The organism is Candidatus Latescibacterota bacterium, from assembly GCA_019038625.1.
Lineage (GTDB): Bacteria > Krumholzibacteriota > Krumholzibacteriia > Krumholzibacteriales > Krumholzibacteriaceae > JAGLYV01.
In genome coordinates, this window is record JAHOYU010000010.1 from 1 (window position 1) to 18996 (window position 18996).

At 48.2% G+C, this 18996-nt stretch carries 15 protein-coding genes; 4 read left to right on the plus strand and 11 right to left on the minus strand.

All coding sequences use genetic code 11. The annotated features are described in order from the left end of the window. Positions 1–52: 52 nt before the first annotated feature. The 9 genes from KOO63_00355 to purD all read right to left on the minus strand — a co-directional run bounded on the left by KOO63_00355 (position 53) and on the right by purD (position 8703). The gene (locus tag KOO63_00355; protein MBU8920287.1) at positions 53–2572 is read right to left on the minus strand and encodes a T9SS type A sorting domain-containing protein; all 2520 of its coding nucleotides are present in this window, start codon (positions 2570–2572) and stop codon (positions 53–55) included. A gap of 96 nt (positions 2573–2668) precedes the next feature. Then, positions 2669–2866 carry a hypothetical protein gene (locus KOO63_00360; protein MBU8920288.1) on the minus strand — a complete coding sequence of 66 codons (198 nt, stop codon included), beginning with the start codon at positions 2864–2866 and terminating at the stop codon, positions 2669–2671. A 5-nt stretch (positions 2867–2871) separates the two neighbouring features. Next, a complete protein-coding gene (locus KOO63_00365; GenBank protein MBU8920289.1) occupies positions 2872–3078 on the minus strand; it encodes a helix-turn-helix transcriptional regulator in 207 nt (68 codons plus the stop codon). 128 nt (positions 3079–3206) lie between these two features. Beyond that, positions 3207–4676, minus strand: coding sequence for an alpha/beta fold hydrolase (locus tag KOO63_00370; GenBank protein ID MBU8920290.1), 1470 nt, complete (start codon positions 4674–4676; stop codon positions 3207–3209). A gap of 56 nt (positions 4677–4732) precedes the next feature. Continuing rightward, positions 4733–5929, minus strand: a complete 1197-nt coding sequence (locus tag KOO63_00375) for an alkaline phosphatase (GenBank protein ID MBU8920291.1) — start codon at positions 5927–5929, stop codon at positions 4733–4735. After that, entirely contained in the window at positions 5895–6323 is a 429-nt protein-coding gene (locus KOO63_00380) for a nuclear transport factor 2 family protein (protein ID MBU8920292.1), read from the minus strand. Before KOO63_00380 ends, KOO63_00375 begins: the two co-directional genes overlap by 35 nt. Beyond that, positions 6320–6937 carry a threonylcarbamoyl-AMP synthase gene (locus KOO63_00385; GenBank protein ID MBU8920293.1) on the minus strand — a complete coding sequence of 206 codons (618 nt, stop codon included), beginning with the start codon at positions 6935–6937 and terminating at the stop codon, positions 6320–6322. Before KOO63_00385 ends, KOO63_00380 begins: the two co-directional genes overlap by 4 nt. Further along, entirely contained in the window at positions 6922–7359 is a 438-nt protein-coding gene (gene purE, locus KOO63_00390) for a 5-(carboxyamino)imidazole ribonucleotide mutase (GenBank protein ID MBU8920294.1), read from the minus strand. Before purE ends, KOO63_00385 begins: the two co-directional genes overlap by 16 nt. A gap of 75 nt (positions 7360–7434) precedes the next feature. Further along, positions 7435–8703, minus strand: a complete 1269-nt coding sequence (gene purD / locus KOO63_00395) for a phosphoribosylamine--glycine ligase (protein MBU8920295.1) — start codon at positions 8701–8703, stop codon at positions 7435–7437. Between the two features lie 276 nt (positions 8704–8979). Here purD and KOO63_00400 point away from each other — a divergent pair, with 276 nt between their 5' ends. The 4 genes from KOO63_00400 to KOO63_00415 all read left to right on the plus strand — a co-directional run bounded on the left by KOO63_00400 (position 8980) and on the right by KOO63_00415 (position 17323). Next, positions 8980–9747, plus strand: coding sequence for a hypothetical protein (locus KOO63_00400; GenBank protein ID MBU8920296.1), 768 nt, complete (start codon positions 8980–8982; stop codon positions 9745–9747). 173 nt (positions 9748–9920) lie between these two features. Then, a complete protein-coding gene (locus tag KOO63_00405) occupies positions 9921–10973 on the plus strand; it encodes an efflux RND transporter periplasmic adaptor subunit (GenBank protein MBU8920297.1) in 1053 nt (350 codons plus the stop codon). A 10-nt stretch (positions 10974–10983) separates the two neighbouring features. After that, the gene (locus tag KOO63_00410) at positions 10984–14232 is read left to right on the plus strand and encodes an efflux RND transporter permease subunit (protein MBU8920298.1); all 3249 of its coding nucleotides are present in this window, start codon (positions 10984–10986) and stop codon (positions 14230–14232) included. A 61-nt stretch (positions 14233–14293) separates the two neighbouring features. Further along, complete coding sequence (locus KOO63_00415; GenBank protein MBU8920299.1) at positions 14294–17323, plus strand: efflux RND transporter permease subunit; 3030 nt, start codon at positions 14294–14296, stop codon at positions 17321–17323. A gap of 109 nt (positions 17324–17432) precedes the next feature. On the opposite strand, the gene KOO63_00420 is transcribed toward KOO63_00415, so the two are convergent. Together KOO63_00420 and KOO63_00425 are read right to left on the minus strand one after the other, a co-directional pair. Beyond that, positions 17433–18218: an ABC transporter permease gene (locus KOO63_00420; GenBank protein ID MBU8920300.1), complete on the minus strand. Its 786-nt coding sequence runs from the start codon at positions 18216–18218 to the stop codon at positions 17433–17435. 4 nt (positions 18219–18222) lie between these two features. Beyond that, positions 18223–18996, minus strand: a 774-nt coding sequence (locus KOO63_00425) for an ABC transporter ATP-binding protein (protein ID MBU8920301.1), incomplete at its 5' end; no start/stop codon positions are given.

Here is an 18996-nt window from a genome sequence, read left to right on the forward strand (position 1 = left end):
AACTGCCCTCCTCTCGTTTACTAAATAACGGTTGACACCAGCCGGATCCATATCACCTCAATAAGACCATTTTCCTTGTCTGGATCTGATCTCCAGCAGACATCCTGCAGAAATAGACACCGGAAGCAGACATGCTACCGGTCATATCCCTGCCGTCCCAGACGATCTCCCTGCGCCCTGCTTCAAAGACTTTGTCTGCAAGGTCTCTAACCAGTTGTCCGTTGACATTAAACACTGATATCTTGACATTCGACTTGAACGGAACGTCGAATCTTATTGTCGTCACAGGATTAAACGGATTCGGAACATTCTGCCGGAGCATGAATCCAGCGATATCAGGAATTGCCGATGTCACGGAACTCGTAGTAAAATCCCCTGATTCATCATACATTGCCAATCCCGCATCGTCTCTCGCAATAATCATTATCCTTGAGGCAGTCGAGGCGCTGTCAGGCACGGTCCATTCGAATGATCCATCATTCGGTTCACCCAGAGACACCGTATCCGGATAGGTGACACCAGCATCGAAAGAGCGTATTATATCGATTGATGTCACTCCGATATTATCAGAAGCCGTCCAGGTTATAGTGCAGAGATCATCAGCTTCGAGTTCCTCCCCGCCGACAGGATAAGCCAACACTACAGATGGTTGTTCCAGGTCGGGCCAGGTGTCGACCAGCCACTCGAGAGATCTGGCCATCAATGTGTCTCTCACCGAGCTTGTATTGATGGCTTCCAGACCAAATGCGAGATATACCATTCTGTGAAAGCCCGCATATCTTAACCCCGCCTCGGTTCCAGCGGAGTATTCGAGGATCCCCGAAGCACCCGTTCTTGGCTCGATCTCACTTGGCCAATCCTGATTGCCGCTTCCATCACCCCCGCCGATCCCAAATGACAGCCCATCACCGATCGGATCACCCGATATTCCTGTCAGAGTCCTGAACCCGGAATCATCCTGTATATAGTCAGCATGCATATATGCATTGTAGAAAACGATCTCTGCGACAAACCCCTCGTTATTCAGCTGCCAGCCGATATCCTGTCCAGACATCAACATCCTGCCGCCAAGTTCAAGATAACCGGATATCGAGGTCCTGTTTTCGGCCTCGATATCCCCTGAAATACCAGTCAGCCAGACTATTGCTGAATATTTGTTCATAAGAGCGACGGAGGGATACCCGAGATCATCCTCGCTCCACTTGTCAAACAGATATCCGTTATTCAAAAGGGCTGTACTGAAATAGTCATCGTAATTAGATCCGGCATCGTCATCGACAAGCAAAATCGGGATATCCCCGATCATGACCTCAAAAGTATCAGAGCCGGTGTAACTTCCTCCATCGGCAGATACATCGATCTGGAATTCTACTATTGCACCGGGAGCCGCGAATTCACTTATAGTGAGCTGGAAATCTGTAATCCCCGCATACTGATCACCGGGTTGGAAATCGGGATAAACGGATGCAGGTTGAATGATTTCAACAAGATCATCCTGACTCTGTAAAATTACTGTGACCCCGGTCCTTGAAGAAGAAACCGGCTCGCAGAACAAAGTCACTTCCAGGACGACAGTCTCGCCCGGATCGGGCCTCCCATCCCCATCTCCCAATGAGTCATCTATCTCCATTCCATGATACACAAGCCTGTCACCGGGATTGTACGTGATCCTCTGAGTCGCGTATCCGACCCTGCACGATCCATACTTGATCCAGAAATACCCGTCCAGCCCCCAACCAGTACCCCAGCTGTTTTTTATCAGCCAGGCACCTTCCCCTCCACACATCATATCGTCCCATCCGACGATCACTACAGCATGGTTTATCGGTTCTTCGTCCGCGTGTTCATAGCAACCGCCTATATAATCCCTAAAATCATCATATACTGTGAACGTAGTCGCTACAGGAGAAATCATGACCGCCTGCTTGATGGATTCTACATTATTCGGCACATCGTACCATTCCCCAGCAGATGCCACCTTTGTACACAGAGCATCTGTACAGGGCACATCGTCATCCGCCTGGTACGGCATGCAGGTCTCCAGAACAGCTCCGTACTCACTGATATACTCCCACGCCCATGAATACCACCCTCCATTACAACCCGACCCCTGCGTCCTGCATGAAAGCACCTGCTGCTCCGAGAGATCGTACTCGATCGCCTCGTTCTGCAGGATGACTGCCTCAAGAGCGCCAAAAGCGGCGAAGTCCCAGCAACTGCCACATCCTCCCTGGTTTTTTACTGAAGAGACTATCCCTGAATCACGCCAGTCCCAGGTCGATGGCGCAGCCATAAGAAATGGCCTGTCATCAACTGTAGCAGGTCGTGAATTTATTCTTCTTTCGAGCTCTATCGGCACTTTTGCTCTGCACATTGAAAGGAATTCCTCTGCGGTAAGTTCCGACAGGGAAGTCTTTCCCGCTATCCATCCATACCCGTTCCGGTCTATCCGCCTCTGGACCTCCTCAATGGAGGACATATCATCGTCACGGGCAGCTGAAGACAGGCCTGAAAAAATAAATATTGCCGACAGACAGACGACAATCGTTTTGAAAATTGATTTTCCCGTCATCGTGACACTCCTTTATTAGAACGTCTTACTTGTTGTAATATAGCACGTTACGGGCTGCTGCGTCAAGGAGTATAAGACTGGACGGCAGTAGGCGAGTCAATTCATCCTTTTAAAATAGAAAAGAGCTGTCATCTTGACTATTCCCATTACAGCAATGACAAGGATAAGCTGCCAGTCCCATTGTCGCGTAGTGAAATACCTGTAATATATAAGTCCACCCAGAAGAACCGCACCGACTCTTATTGCAATCTTCATTGATTTCAACTGATGCATGAGAAATCGTTCGTCCGGCATTGCCATCACTCCTCGATCCTGAAAATGTCATCGGTACTGACGGTGAAGTATCTCGCTATCCTCAGGGCCAGAGGCAGGCTCGGAATATACTTCCCCTTCTCTATAGAGATTATTGTCTGCCTGGAAACATCGACAGCTGAAGCGAGTTCCTCCTGGGTCAGCCCATGTTCCTTTCGGAAGTTCCGTATCCTGTTTTCAACTTTAGTATCCAATTCACAGCCCCCAAAAGAAGTAAAGCGTGCTTTACATGATAAGCGTGGTGCTGAAACATGTCAAGTCTCGAACAATTTCCCACTCATGTTTTTTGATTACGAGAAGACTGGCTAGCCCGTTCTACCGATCAGTGTTTTGTATCTCCTGTCTTTTCCAATATCCATGAGCTGATAAAATCAAGCACTTCAGGGGAAAACGTCTCAGCAATGGAGGCATATTCAGAAGGGGATCCGCTGTCACAATGTTGGAAAAGATGGTTGAGTCCCGGAAAGACTTTCAGCTGGTAGTCGGAATTACCTCCGGCCTCAAGGGCTTTCCTGATCGCACTTATATTCTCAACCGGAGGTACCTGAAGATCCTTCTCCCCCCACAGTGCCAGAACGGAACAACTGAGCCGCGAAATGGCAGGTGCCGGATCATAGGACATGAAAAATCTGAACCAGGACGTCAGGTAGATGTCGGCTCGCTGCTCTATGATCCCCGGCTTGTACCCGATCTTCACCAGTTCATCCTGCGTGTAGCTGGAAAGGAAAGCAGATGAAGCCTCGATCATCTTTTCTTTTGCCAGAGCAGAATTATTCTCTCCAAGAATTATCGAATGTTCCAGTCTTTTCTGCTCCATCAGCCTGTCGACAAGATCCTGTTCGAATCCGCTTGCCATAAAGATCAATTCGCTTTGAAGAAGAAGAATATCACCGCCGTTGAGCCCCGGTCCTCCTAGAAGGATAATATACGAGACATTCGTTTTCTGGGATGCGATCATGGGGGCGATCAACCCACCCTCACTGTGCCCGACAAGCCCGATCGCAGATCTGTCAATCTCACCTCTCGATCTCAGGTATTCGATGGCTGATCTGGCATCTCCCGCGAAATCGACAGAAGTAGCTGCTGAAAAATCTCCTGATGAACCTCCGACACCTCGATCGTCATATCTCAGGACAGCTATACCCTTCCGTGTGAGGTGATCCGATATGACTAGGAAGGGCCTGTGTCCCAGAACTTCCTCATTTCTGTCCTGCGGTCCTGAGCCGCTGATCAAGACCACCGCTGGAAAGACTCCGCTATTTTCTGGGATAGTAAGGGTCCCTGCCAGATCGATCCCGGCATCTTCGTTCCTGAATACGATCTCTTCCTCTCTGTATGGATAGGGGCTGACTGGATCCTGCGGCTTTTTATCCGACGGCATATCGATGTCTTTGGAAAGTACCAGAGGCAAAATCATTCCAGACTGGAACCAGGTCCCGTCAAGCACTGAATTCGAGTGATCATGGAACGCACTGAACCGGCCATTCGCGACCGCGACCTCAATATGGATGCTGTCCCCGTCGATCAATACTGAAGAAACTGGAATGCCCTTTGCGCCCTGGTCCGGGCTGTCGAGTGTAGCTGTGTATGTACCCGCTCCGGTCTTTGTCAGGTTGAAGATTATCCGCAGTCTGGCTCCCTGCAATTCCAGATATCCCCCCCAGGCGCCGCTTAAATCATACTGCAGGCTCTCCCCTGTCCTTCCCTCCACTGAAACCCCTGAAAACAATGAGAAAACCAGCAAAACACCTAATAGGAATACAGAAACGTTCTTTCCCGTTGTCTTTTTCAATACGACCTCCACTGATCAGGATTGCAACTACCCCTCATACACAGGAAGTGGCAGATCTATTCATGCGCACTCTTATCCGACCGTACAAGACCGATCAGCAGTTTTCCAATCCTGGTGTTTTCGTATATTCCTGAAAAATCTTCCGCCAAAGGCCCATCAGCAAAAAGAGGTACCATCGATGCAGTATGACTTCCAGTAGTCCAACCCCATTCGGTAACAGTGCTGTCAGCGACACTCCCGTCGTGAACCGCAAAACCACCGGTCTCATGGTCGGCCGTTACTATTACAAGCGTTTCTCCATCTGCCCTGGAATAATCCAGAGCAACTCCGACTGCTTCATCAAAATCCTTCATCTCAAGCATCATACTGCTAAAATCATGATCATGTGCAGCCCAGTCGATCTGAGAGCCTTCGACCATCAAAAAGAAATTTCTCCCGTCGGCGGAAAGGATATTAATAGCTTTCCTTGTCATCTCGGAAAGTGATATATCCCGCACTGGGAGACACTCTGGGTGTTCCAGAGAAATGAATGCGGCAACTGACCCTGAATCGGGCAATTGCAGGATTTCCTCAGATGATACAACTACATTCATCCTCGCTGCCAGAATATTCAACGGATCATATTCATCGGTTCGTTTGCTTTCAGGATCGCTTGATGGAAGAAACCAGGCCAACCCGCCACCAAAGATCAGATCCACTCCACTATCCGCAATCTGCCATGCTATATCCTCATACAAACTCCTCGATTTGACATGTGAAATGAATACCGCCGGAGTAGCGTGCGTGATCGCGCAAGTAACGACAAGCCCCGTCGACCATCCCTCATCCTCAGCATACTCCATGACCGTCTTCAGAGGACTGCCTTCACTATCCACAGAGATCGCACCGTTATAAGTCTTTTCTCCCGTGGCTATAGCCGTACCAGAGGCAGCAGAATCAGTGATATAGCCTCCAAATGGAATGGTCGACTGCAGACCGACGACTTTCATCCGCTCGATGTTCAACGATCCAAGGATGGTCCTTGCGGCTGTTATATGGGAAATGCCCATACCATCACCTATGAATAGTATTATGTTCTCAGGTTTCTCCCGTTCGCCAGATTGCGCTTCACCGTGTGGCAGAATTACCAGGGTCATCAGCAACATAACTGCTATCATAAAGCGCACCTTTAAAGATCTATTTGATTCCTGCATAGATTCTTTCATCTGATCCATCTCCTCAGGAAGAATGATCGTGTACGATCTTCCATCCATCAATCTTCCTTCTGATCAAAAGAGTAAACAGGCCTTCCCTGTCACCGGCCTCAAGAGCTACATGCCAATGCCCACAGACAAACGCGGAATCACCTGATAACAACTCTACACGCAGACCGGAGAACCTCAACTCTCCCCTCTGATCGCCGGAATACTTCTCATCATACATCGATTTTACGGTACTCCAGCCCATAAGTATCTTTTTGCCGGAATGAAAACGTAATGAATCACTTTTCCAATAGCCACTCATATACCCATCGATGCTACCGCTGTTCCAGCTCACTACCTGATAGTCAAGCATCTCCAGGATCTCGGAGACCGCGTCCTGTCCCAGTACGATCCCTGGAACACTGGCAAGAAGAAACAACACAGATGCAAGGATCGTGATCTTCAATTTATTCTCCCTTCCTCTCCACTGAAGTGGAAAGCGCCTGAACGGACGAGCGTAGCTTGAGCCCCTCTGAAATCCACAATTGTCGAGGGTTCAGTCCTTGATCTGCCCCTCGCGGAAATATAGCAACCAAGCCCGGGAAAAGTCCTATGGATATCAGCTATCCTCTTCATTGGAGGCATTCCACTCCTGTTCACACTCGTAGAGACAAGGGGAGAACCGACAGCCGATATTATACTACGCAATTCATCGTCAGCAGGTATCCTGACGGCGATGGTCATACCGGGTCTGAGCACAGGTAGTATCTTGTCCGTTGCGGGGAGTAGTGCCGTCAATCTTGCCGGCCAGATGTGGCTCAACACTCTTTTCGAATCGCCGGGCCAGTTCGAGATATATCTGTCGACCATCTCGATATTCGACATCAGAAGAATCAATCCGGCTTTTTTATTCCTGCCCTTGATCCTGATTATCTTCTTCACAGCATCTATGTCAAGGGCATCGCAATGCAACCCATAAATGGTATCAGTAGGAAGCACACCCACCTCTCCTGACTCGATCATCGATACGATGTTTTCGATTCTCTTGAGTGTGTAATACCCTCTCAGGACTGTTTCCATGAATCGCGAAGTCTTCCTATGGCCTGCTTGATGGATTCGTCATTTATTGCGAGGATCTCCGCCGCGAGAATCGCGGCATTCTTCGCTCCCGCCTTGCCGATTGCCACCGTTGCGACAGGTATTCCCGGAGGCATCTGGACTATGGCGAGAAGTGCGTCCATCCCGTCCGGCAATCCACTGGGAATCGGCACACCGATCACGGGAAGCGTAGTGACGGAAGCGACAAATCCAGGTAAAGCAGCAGCCATCCCTGCCCCTGCTATGAAGACCCGTGCTCCTCTTTTTTCCGCTTCCAGAATATACTCTTTAGTGGCATCCGGCATCCTGTGCGCTGATGATACTTTCAGTTCACCCTTCACTCCGAGTTTTTCCAACTGCTGCATACAGGCTTCCATGATCTTCCTGTCAGACTCACTCCCCATGAGGACAGCTACCTGTAAAGTGTCGTTCACTTCATGCCCCTTTCAATTCAAATCATAATTACTGATCTTATCCGGTCAAGACTGAAGACCCTTCTGCCCGATATCCTTTCTATAGAAACGGCCCTCGAAATCGATTGCATCGACCCCCCTGTACGCTTTATCCAACGCTTCATGGAGTGATCGAGCAACAGCTGTTACGCCAAGGACCCTCCCTCCGTTCGTAACCAGATCATTCCCTTTATTAGCGGTCCCCGCGTGAAACACTATGGAACCCTGGTCATCCGCATCCTCCAACCCGGATATTGGAAATCCCTTTTCATATGAACCTGGATATCCACCGGAAGCCATCACAATACAGACGCAGGCATCTTCGCTGTTCTCGAAATCGACACTCTCAAGATTTTTGTTAGTAGCCTCATAGAGCACTTCAAACAAATCCCCCTTGAAGAGCGGAAGTATTACCTGTGTCTCCGGATCACCGAATCTGCAATTGTACTCAAGCACTTTTGGCCCATCGCCAGTGATCATGAGACCAAAATAAATAACACCCGCACCAGTGACCTCTTCAGTCTGAATCCCGTTCAGTGTCGGCTCGATGATCTCAATCCTGATTTTCTCACTCAGGTCATGGTCAAGTAGGGGGACCGGCGCATAGGCGCCCATTCCGCCTGTATTCGGCCCCTTGTCGTTTTCGAAGGCCCTTTTGTGATCCTGTGACGGGACAAAAAGTCGGTAATCCTTTCCATCGAAAATCGCCAGAATAGATAATTCTGGCCCTTCGAGATATTCCTCGATCACGATCCGGGTTCCTGCTTCACCAAAAGCTTTTTCTTTCATCATACTATCAATAGTTTTTCTGGCCTCTTCCCTCGTCTCGCAAATGATCACGCCTTTCCCTGCAGCAAGGCCATCAGCTTTGATCACATAGGGAGGCGAAGCGATATCCAACGCATTCTGAGCGGAGCAATAATCGTCGAATGCTGCGAAATTTCCTGTTGGAATCTTGTACTTTCTCATGAATTCCTTCGCCCAGACCTTGCTTCCTTCCAGAAGTGCTCCACGCGAATCAAATCCGAATATCCTCAAGTCGTTCTCATTGAAAAGATCTACGATCCCTGACACCAGTGGCGCTTCAGGACCGACAACAGTAAGATCGATCTTTTTCTCGATCGCGAAGGTAAGCAGGGCTTTCCTGTCGTCAGCAGCAATATCGACACATTCTGCCATCTCAGCGATTCCGGCGTTACCGGGAGCGGCGAATATCTTGTCAACTTTCTCGGATTGTGCGAGCTTCCATACAAGTGTATGCTCTCTTCCTCCCCCTCCGACAATAAGGACTTTCATCTCTCAGTATTCTCCTTATTCAAACCATAGACTATTGATTAACTGCCTTCTTCACGACAAATTAACATAGACCGACATGTCCTGCAAAGTCATAAATCCAACTTAAGATATACGTATATCCCGGAGACATGAAAGAATCCACAGGGAGTGTTTTACGAAGTCGAACCTGATAACAGGATTGCAACCTGCCACTGGCTATTGTAAAATATGCCGATCAGTACATAAGAAGCAGCACTCTGGAAACATTGGCTGAACATTTACAAACAGGAAGATGCAATGGCTCAATCATTCACCAGGGCGATTACAAGAAGACCCTGTAAAGAGTTCCGTAATGGGCTGACCCTTTCCGGCTTGGGAACCCCCGACCTGAAACTCGCTCTCAACCAGCATATCGCCTACCAGAATGCTCTTGTCGATCTGGGACTCGAAGTGCTGGCTCTCGATCCGGACATCGATCATCCCGATTCGACATTTGTAGAAGATACAGCGGTTGTGACACCTGAAGTAGCTGTGATCACGCGCCCAGGTGCGGATTCAAGGCTCCGTGAAGCAGAAAATATATCTCCTGTTCTTGAAAGATTCATACCTGTAGAACGGATCCTTCCTGACGGACGTATCGATGGTGGCGACGTCCTTCAGGCGGATGACATCTTCTACATCGGACTGTCTGACAGGACCAATGCTGAAGGCGCATCACAATTATCTGATATACTCGGGACTCATGGATATGAATGCCATTCTGTCAAGGTAGATGGCTGTCTTCATCTCAAATCGGCTGTCAATTATCTGGGTGATGGTACTATGATAGTGGATGAAAGATTCGCGGACCTGCCATTTCTCAATAAATACAGGATGATAACCGTGTCCGATGGAGAATACTATGCGGCAAACTCCCTTCTGGTGAATGGTACCGTTCTTGTTCCTGCAGGGTTTCCGAAAACATCGAAAAGTATCGCAAAGGCGGGGCTTGATATCTTGATACTCGAAATGTCGGAGTTCATGAAGATGGATGGTGGATTGAGTTGCCTGTCTCTTCGCTTCTGAATCTTTACCTCTCAATTTATGTTTAGCGGGATCCTGAATAGTATCGTTCATCTGGATACAAACGGAAGCAGCCCGAAATAATCCGTGTATCATTCTTTCAATTTGAAACCTTCCCCCCCTATTTCCGTATTCTATCTAAGCCCTGATTGGTAGTTCGATATAAGGAGAAGGAAATGAACAGGTTTATCGGTCTCTTAATTATCCTCATGGCCCTTGGTATCATGTCGATCACAGGAAGCTGCGGTGGAAACAGCCATTCAGAACCCGCGAAGGAAGAAGACAAGCTGGTTGTGCCGGTAGAGGTCGATATGGTCAGCATCGGAGATATTGCCGCTTACTTCACAGGAACAGCTACGATCGAGGCGGAAGAAGAGACCGAAGTCGTGGCAAAAGTCAGCGGAACCGTTGAAAAGATCATGGTCGAGGAGGGTGAATTTGTAAAAGTCGGTCAGATACTGGCCAAACTCGACGATGAAATGATCTCAGTCCAGCTGAAACAGGCCGATGCGAACCTGAGGAAAATGGAAAGTAATTTCAAACGGAACAAAGACCTTCACAAGAAGAACCTTATCAGTACTGAGATCTTCCAACAGGCAAAATATGAATATGAACAACAGAAAGCATTATACGACATGGCAAAGCTCAACCTCGACTATACCGAGATCAGGACTCCGATCAGCGGTATCGTATCGATCCGGTTGATCAAAAAAGGAAATATGATCCTGCAGAACCAGCCCACATTTAAAGTTTCGGGCTTTGATCCTCTTATCGCGGTACTCCACGTTCCCGAGAGACAATTGGCGAAACTGAGGACCGGACTTCTTGCAAGACTGAGTGTTGATGCCATTGAAAACAAGGAGATCGACGGACATATCGAAAGGATAAGTCCGATCGTCGACCCCGCGACCGGAACAGTAAAAGTGACGGTAGAGACCAGCGATTCTCTGGGAAGGCTGAGACCCGGTATGTTCGCCCGAATCAAGATCATATACGATGTCCATACCAATGCTCTGAAAATCCCGAAAGACGCTATTATCTCTGAAGATCGGGAATCAGCGGTCTACGTAGTCCAGGATAGCGTCGCCTATCGGCGCAACATATCGCTGGGATATATTAACACTACTCATGTAGAGGTTCTCGAGGGGCTCGCGCATGAAGACGTGATCGTCACCACCGGCAAGGGTAGCCTTAGGGATAGCACGAGAGTCGAAATCGTAAAACAATAACGGAAAAATTATGAAAATCATTGAAATCTCTATCAGTAGACGCGTGACTATAGCTATGTTTACGATCGCCGTAATATTGTTCGGCTTCGTTTCTTTTCTCAGGTTAAAAATAAATCTTCTTCCGGAATTGACCTATCCGACCCTTACGGTAAGAACTGAATATCCGGGTGCCGCTCCTGCCGAGATCGAGAACCTTATCTCAAAACCGGTCGAAGAGGCTCTCGGTGTAGTAAAAAGCGTTATCAGAGTGAGTTCTATCTCCAGATCTGGACAATCCGATGTCATCCTGGAATTTGAATGGGGTACAGACATGGATTTCGCCGGACTCGATGTCCGGGAAAAACTCGATGCGCTTGAATTACCTCTGGATGTTCAAAGACCAAGCATCCTGCGTTTTGATCCCTCTCTGGACCCCATCCTGAGATTCGGTTTCAGTAAAAAACCGGATTCCGTTGAACCGATTGAAGAAAAAAGCGCAGAACAGACAGCCAGGAAAGAGTCATTCAACGAGGAAGAACTCAAGTTCCTGCGCCGATTCGCGGAAGAGGAGATCAAGATGGAACTGGAGGCGGCACTGGGAGTAGCCGCAGTAAAGGTCAGCGGTGGCCTTGAAGACGAGATTCAGATCCTGGTCGACCAGGCTCGCCTCGCCCAGCTGGACCTTCCGATCGAACAACTGGCCAGACAGATAGGTTCTGAAAACGTAAACCTGTCAGGAGGGCGCCTTGAGGAAGGGACTCAGCAATACCTCGTCCGTACACTCAACCAGTTTCAGTCCATCGAGGAGATTCAGGATATCATAATATCCACCAAGGATGGGAAACCTACATACCTTCGTGATGTTGCTATTGTAAAACATGGATATAAAGAACGTGAAGCGATCACCAGACTGGACAAAGTCGAAGCAGTGGAGATCGCGCTCTACAAGGAAGGTGACGCCAATACTGTAGCTGTCGCCAAAGCTGTGGAACGGAAACTTGCGAGGGTCCGTGATATTCTTCCCGAAGATTATGAACTTGTCAGCGTGTATGACCAGTCCACGTTTATCACACAGGCTGTTAACGAGGTTATCCAGGCGGCCATCATCGGGGGCCTTCTAGCAGTTATCATATTGTATTTTTTCCTTCAGAGTTTCTGGGCGACCGTAATCATATCGATGTCCATACCCGTCTCGGTGATAGCCACTTTCAACCTGATGTACGGCTCCAATCTAACGTTGAATATAATGTCCCTCGGCGGTATCGCCCTGGGAGTAGGAATGCTTCTTGACAACTCTATCGTTGTCCTCGAAAACATAGCCCGCCACAGGGAAAAGGGGAAGTCGGTCCTTGATGCTGCAAAAGACGGTGCCAGCGAAGTCGGTATGGCGGTCACGGCATCTACTCTTACTACTGTCGCTGTATTCCTCCCCCTCGTTTTCGTTAAGGGGATTTCAGGCCAACTCTTCCGCGACCAGGCATTGACCGTGACTTTCTCTCTGCTCGCTTCTCTCGTCGTCGCGCTTACGCTGATACCCATGCTGGCGTCACTTCAAGGGAGAAAAGCTGAGATCATCCCGGAGACTCAGCGGAAAGAACCCAGGACTCGTTTCGGAAGATTCTTCAGAAAGATCTTTATCTTCATTTTCTTCACTGTTCCAGCATCGATTTTAAAGGCAGGCAGAAAGGTGATCGGCTGGTTCGCCAGCCTTATAATGTTTGTTCTTCGTCCTCTTCTGAAAATCTTTCAGAGTTCCTACAACTCACTCGAAGACAAATATTACGGATTCCTTGATTGGTCACTTTCACACAAAGGCCGGATTATCTTCATCGCGCTGATCATGTTCGGACTTTCATTGATGCTGATTCCCTCTCTTGGCGTCGAACTCATCCCACAGCTTTCACAGGGAGAATTCAGCGTCGAATTCAGGCTTCCTCCAGGTACTCCTCTGGAAGTGACAGCGGCAAAACTGGCTGGAGTACAGAGCGTAGCTTCAGACATCGATGGTGGCAGGACCACTTTTTCAGTGTCTGGCTCAGGTAACCGCATGGATGCCAACCCTGAGCAGGGTGGAGAGAACTGGGGAGAATTGAGTGTGGTTCTTGATCAAAACACCAAAAAGGCAGATGAAGACAGGGTCATGAACCGCCTGCGTAAAGATCTTAGGAGAATTCCGGACCTCCAGTACAAATTTTCCCGTCCTACTCTTTTCACCTTCAGGACCCCGGTGGAAATAGAAATATCCGGGTACGAGCTGCGTCACCTTAACCGTATCAGCAAAGAGATTGTCTCTGGTCTGGATTCGTCCCCCCGATTTGCCGATGTCAAATCGACTATACAGAGCGGACATCCGGAGATTCAGATCAAATTTAACAGAGAACGTGCGGCATCCCTCGGGTTTGCGGTCTATCAGATCGCCGATCGTGTTGTAAGCAAGATCAGAGGAGATGTCGCTACAAGGTATTCCTGGCGGGATCGACGAATCGATGTGCTTGTCCGTGCCAGAGAGACTGACAGGAATTCGATCGACAAGATTCGAAAACTGGTCATCAATCCCGAAAGCGAAAAACCTGTGACTCTTGAAGCTGTCGCTGATGTGATCATCGATACCGGACCTGGAGAAATCCGGAGAATAGACCAGGAACGTGTAGCCATCGTTACGGCGAACCTCAACTACGGAGACCTTGGAACGGCGGCAGAAGAGATCAACACCATCATCAACCGCATTCCGATGCCTGCCGGGTTCAACGCCAGTCTTTCCGGACAAAACAGGGAGATGACCACATCATTCAAATCCCTGCAGTTCGCTCTTGTTCTTGCGATATTTCTTGTCTATCTGGTCATGGCATCCCAGTTCGAATCATTCCTTCACCCATTCGTGATACTTTTCACTATACCCCTGGCACTTATTGGCGCGGTATTCGGGCTATGGATCACGTCATCGACTATCAGCGTCGTCGTATTCATCGGCCTGATACTTCTCGCTGGCATCGTGGTCAATAATGCAATCGTTCTTATAGACCTCATAAATAAATTAAGAGAACAGGGAATGGAAAAACTCGAGGCAATAAAGCAAGGCGGACGGACCAGGTTGAGACCGATCCTTATGACGACACTTACGACCACACTGGGACTTCTTCCGCTTGCGATGGGTCTTGGAAAAGGAGCCGAGGTAAGAGCCCCGATGGCGATCACCGTCATAGGTGGTTTGACGGTCTCGACAGCTCTCACGTTGATAGTGATCCCTGTAGTATATTCGATATTCGACAGAAAAAAGTGATTTGTACAAGTATCCTCTCATCTACTTCAGATGAGTCGAGCAGGCAGGAAAGTCCAGCAATATGAACCTTACGGAATTCTCATTAAAACGACCCGTATCGATCATGATGATTTTCGTTTGTTTCATTGTTATCGGGATTATAGCCTCCCGCCTGCTTCCAAAAGAGTATTTTCCAGATCTTGACGCTCCCTTCATATTTATCGAGATTCCCTACCCCGGCTCTACTCCAGAGGAGATCGAAAGACAGATAACCAAGCTGGCTGAAGAAGTGCTGGCTACCATAAGCGGAATAAAGCGAATGGAGTCCAACTCCTGGGAGAATGGATGCTGGGTCAGATTAAATTTCGACTGGGGAGTCAATACAAACATCAAAGCTCTTGAAGCGAAAGAAAAACTCGACGGAATACGCCACCTTTTCCCTGATGATCTTGAACGGTTTTTTGTCAGAAAATGGTCCACCTCCGACATGGAGATCATGCAGCTGCGTTTATCGAGCAACAGGGACCTGTCGAACTCCTATGACATGCTGGAAAGAAATATAAAAAAGAGGATCGAGAGACTTGAGGGAATATCCAAAGTGGATCTGTATGGAGTCGAAAAGAAAGAAATTAGAATACAGCTTCTGGCGGACAGGATCATTCAACACGGGATAGATATTAACCGCCTTACAGCGACACTCAGAAGGGCAAACTTCCTTGTTACCGCCGGCAAGATCACTGATAACAACCAGCGATACGTTGTGCGGCCTCTGGGTGAATTTGAATCGGTTGAAGAAATCGGCGATATTACCGTCAACCAGAACAACATTCATCTCCGTGACATCGCAACGATCACATATGACCATCCCAGGCTTACGTACGGCCGTCACCTGAATAAAAAATATGCTATAGGACTTGATATCTTCAAGGAATCGGGAGCGAATCTCGTAGAGGTCGCTGACAGGGCTATAGCCGAGATCGAGAAAATCAAGGCCCTGCCGGAAATGGAAGGGATCAGTCTCTACTTCATGGAAAACGCTGCCGAGGGCGTAGAAAGTTCTCTCAATGAAGTCCTCAAATCGGGGGTCCTCGGCGGATGCCTCGCGATAATCGTCCTGTTCTTTTTTCTCCGATCCTTGTCGTCGACATTCATGGTAGCGCTCGCGGTCCCCCTTTCGCTCCTTATTACCCTTGCCTTGATGTTCTTTACGGGAATCACTCTTAACATCCTGACTATGATGGGGCTGATGCTTGCCGTTGGTATGCTTGTAGATAATGCGGTAGTAGTCACCGAATCGATTCACAGACATCAGACGAATGGAATGGAGAAGCTGAAGGCTATAAGAGTCGGTGTAAAGGAAGTGTCTTTAGCTATAACCGCAGGCACATTGACGACAGCCATCGTATTTCTGCCAAACATCGTCAGCCCCAACGATGATGTCTCTGTCTACCTGAAACATGTCGGGTTGACCATATGTATCGCTCTTGGAGTATCTCTCGTCCTCGCCCAGACTATAGTCCCCCTTCTTGCATCAAGGATCAGACCCTCCGCTCCATCGAAAAAGCGAACGGTCATAGACCGCCTTATTGACAGATACTCCATAGTGCTCGAATGGACGATGAAACATCCGAAGGCCACTACCGGTATAATCATTCTGACTCTACTCAGTGTTGCGATACCGATGAAATTCGTCCCGATGGAGATGTTCGATAGCCAGGATGACAGAAGATTTCGCCTTCACTATCATATAAACGGTAGCTATACCGTTGAAAAAGTCGAAAAAGCAGTGGACAAATATGAGGATTTTCTGTTTTCCCGTCAGGAAGAATTTGAAATAGAGTCTGTCTATACATATTATCAGGGTAATTACGCAACATCTACAATTCTTCTTACCAAGGGGAAAAAAGCTAAAAAATCGATAGAAACTATCCAGGAACTTATCAGGAAGGACCTTCCGAAGCTCGCAATCGCTAACCCGTCTTTCGAATGGCAGGCTCCTGGAGGCGGAAGCGAATCTATCAGGATACAGCTGATCGGAAAATCGAGCGAATATCTGGTGAGCCTCTCGCGTGATGTAGCATGGACACTGTCAAAGATCGAAGGGTTTACCGATGTCCGGTCTCAAGCTGAGACAGGTGACAAGGAAGTACACGTCGTTGTCAACCGCGACAGAGCAAGACAATATGGCTTCTCGACTGCAGAAATCGCCAATGTCGTCTCCGCGGCCATGCGTGGGATAAATCTCCGTCATTTCAGAGATGAACAGGGCGAAGTGGAAATGAGACTTGAATTCCAGAACCTGGATAGACAATCTCTCGATCAGCTTCAAAACGTTCCCGTGATAAACGAAGCTGGACAGTCAATATCTCTGGCCTCACTCGCCGACTTCAGAGTCAGGCGTGGACCGAGAAACATCCGTCGCGAAAACCGGATTACTGCGATCGGAATCACCGCGAACCTTAAAGGTATAAAGACAAATGAAGCTCGCGAGAAGATCAAACAGGTCCTTGACAACTATGACTTTCCATCAGGATATCAATGGAATTACGGGCAGAACTTCCGTCATGAAGAGGAAGCCTTCAACACTATGCTGGTGAACCTTCTTCTTGCACTCGCCCTGATATACTTTGTCATGGCCGCTCTGTTCGAATCGTTGATCTTCCCTTCTACCATCTGGACACAGATCCTCTTCGCTATAGTCGGAGTCTACTGGTTTTTCCTCATCACAGGAACGGATATGACGCTGATGGGTATGATCGGAATACTGATACTCATCGGGGTTGTCGTTAACAACGGGATCGTCCTGGTCGATCACATCAATCAACTTCGAGTCCGTGGACTTGAAAGACGCGAAGCCATAATGCAGGCGGGAAGAGACCGCCTGAGACCGATCCTGATGACCGCTGGAACAACTATTCTCAGCCTCGTCCCATTGTGCATCGGCACTACACTGATCGGTGGGGACGGCCCTCCCTACTTCCCCATGGCCAGAGCAATAGTCGGAGGACTCACCTTTTCCACTCTCGTCACACTCCTGATTCTTCCAACAATTTATGTTAAACTCGACGATCTGCGTAACTACTCAAAATCAATAGTTCGCAGAAGCAGATGAGTGGCGTTTTCACGACATTAATGATAATCGTCGACCGATAGCCCTCCATGATATTTTTCGTTTATGTATATTTTATTTCGAAGAGATCACTCGGCTGACAAGAATGGCCTCAATCATCAAGCCGATATTCTTTGAAGTAAAGGATCATGATCATCAGCCCGGTGAAGAGTACTGAAAGAGCTGCAAGAACAAACACGGAAAGAATAAATGGAGTCTTGTTTGCGGAAAGTACAAGTCCAAAGAGAGTACGGCCAATATCATCCGGTGTTACCTGTCTGATAGCTGGAAACAGAGAGTGGAGATAGTGGACAACAGTGAGCAATCTGGCGTTACCGGGGAAGAAGGCTATCGAGCTTTCCCATCCGAAAGTAAACAATAGGCCGACAAGAACCGGCTTTTTTAATATTCCTCCAATAAATCCAAAGAGTGGGACATAGACGGCAAGTCCCAGCATGAGCGCTGCCGAGCTTCTGAAAAAACCAGGCAACCCTCGAAGAAAGCTTGCTGAACCTGCTCCCGACATCATAACAAGATAAGTCAGAGTAAAGGAAACCAGGATTACAAGACCAATTGTGATAATTCCAGCGAGAGCTTTGATGGCAACTATGCTCCAGCGAGGCACGGGCCTTGTGAGAAGAAAAGGCAATGTCTTTTCTTCCACTTCATCTCCGATGATAGCTGTTCCAATAAAGACAGCGGTCAATGGAAGAAGGAAATGCAGAAACATAAGATAACTGAATTGTGGATATATCTGATGGGGCTTAACTTCCATAATGGAGCTTGCCAGCAATAATAATACAGCACAGGCGACGGGAACCATCCCGATGATCGATATCCATAACGTACGCCTGCTGTGAATACCGTCCCTGAGGAAAAATACCAGAAGATATGCCATTGCTTTACCTCACCAGATAATCAAATACCGCTTCGAGATTCTCATCAGGGGACCACAGTGAATAAATGGTCACCCCATTATCAAGTGCAATAGAAGGAAGTCTTGTATGGAAATCATCCGGGGTTACCGTTTCCACGGTTAACTGATTTCTTTCCCTGTCAAAATGCACGCTCCTGATGTCATCATACTCGAGAAGCCTGGAAGTAAGGACATTGACCTTGTCACAACGAATGGAGACTTGCAGGGGATGCGTATCGATAAGTCTTCTTATCTCGTAGATATTTCCTTCGGCCAGGAGACTGCCGTGGTTGATGAGCAGGATCTTTTCCGTCATCTCCTCCACTTCATGCAGTACATGGCTTGAAACAATTACAGTCTTACCCTCATCTCCAAATTTTCTGATCAAATCCATTGTGGCATGACGTCCCAACGGATCCATTCCGTTAAGAGGCTCATCCAGAAGAAGGATATCCGGATCATGCGCGATTGCCTGAGCCATTTTGATCCTCTGCCTCATCCCCCTGCTGTAACTACCGATCTTCTTGTCCTGCGCCTTTTCCATCCCCATTTGTCTAATGGCTTTTTGAGCTCTTTCTCCCGCCTCATCCGCCGGAAAACCATGAATACGCATAAAACTGGTCACGAATTTTCTGCCGCTCAGATAATTCCAGAAAACATCCAGTTCAGGACAATAACCGATATTTTTCAGGATAGCATGATTGTTCCAGACATCCTGGCCCCCTATCCTTATCGATCCCTTGCTTGTACGGAGCTGTCC

What these genes read in the sequence shown, in the direction of transcription:
- purE (MBU8920294.1), bottom strand. Translation starts at nt 7,359, where the DNA reads ATGGGGAGTGAGTCTGACAGGAAGATCATGGAAGCCTGTATGCAGCAG.
- KOO63_00405 (MBU8920297.1), top strand. Translation starts at nt 9,921, where the DNA reads ATGAACAGGTTTATCGGTCTCTTAATTATCCTCATGGCCCTTGGTATC.
- KOO63_00410 (MBU8920298.1), top strand. Translation starts at nt 10,984, where the DNA reads ATGAAAATCATTGAAATCTCTATCAGTAGACGCGTGACTATAGCTATG.
- KOO63_00360 (MBU8920288.1), bottom strand. Translation starts at nt 2,866, where the DNA reads ATGCCGGACGAACGATTTCTCATGCATCAGTTGAAATCAATGAAGATT.
- KOO63_00400 (MBU8920296.1), top strand. Translation starts at nt 8,980, where the DNA reads ATGGCTCAATCATTCACCAGGGCGATTACAAGAAGACCCTGTAAAGAG.
- KOO63_00415 (MBU8920299.1), top strand. Translation starts at nt 14,294, where the DNA reads ATGAACCTTACGGAATTCTCATTAAAACGACCCGTATCGATCATGATG.
- purD (MBU8920295.1), bottom strand. Translation starts at nt 8,703, where the DNA reads ATGAAAGTCCTTATTGTCGGAGGGGGAGGAAGAGAGCATACACTTGTA.
- KOO63_00385 (MBU8920293.1), bottom strand. Translation starts at nt 6,937, where the DNA reads ATGGAAACAGTCCTGAGAGGGTATTACACACTCAAGAGAATCGAAAAC.
- KOO63_00355 (MBU8920287.1), bottom strand. Translation starts at nt 2,572, where the DNA reads ATGACGGGAAAATCAATTTTCAAAACGATTGTCGTCTGTCTGTCGGCA.
- KOO63_00375 (MBU8920291.1), bottom strand. Translation starts at nt 5,929, where the DNA reads ATGGATGGAAGATCGTACACGATCATTCTTCCTGAGGAGATGGATCAG.
- KOO63_00420 (MBU8920300.1), bottom strand. Translation starts at nt 18,218, where the DNA reads ATGGCATATCTTCTGGTATTTTTCCTCAGGGACGGTATTCACAGCAGG.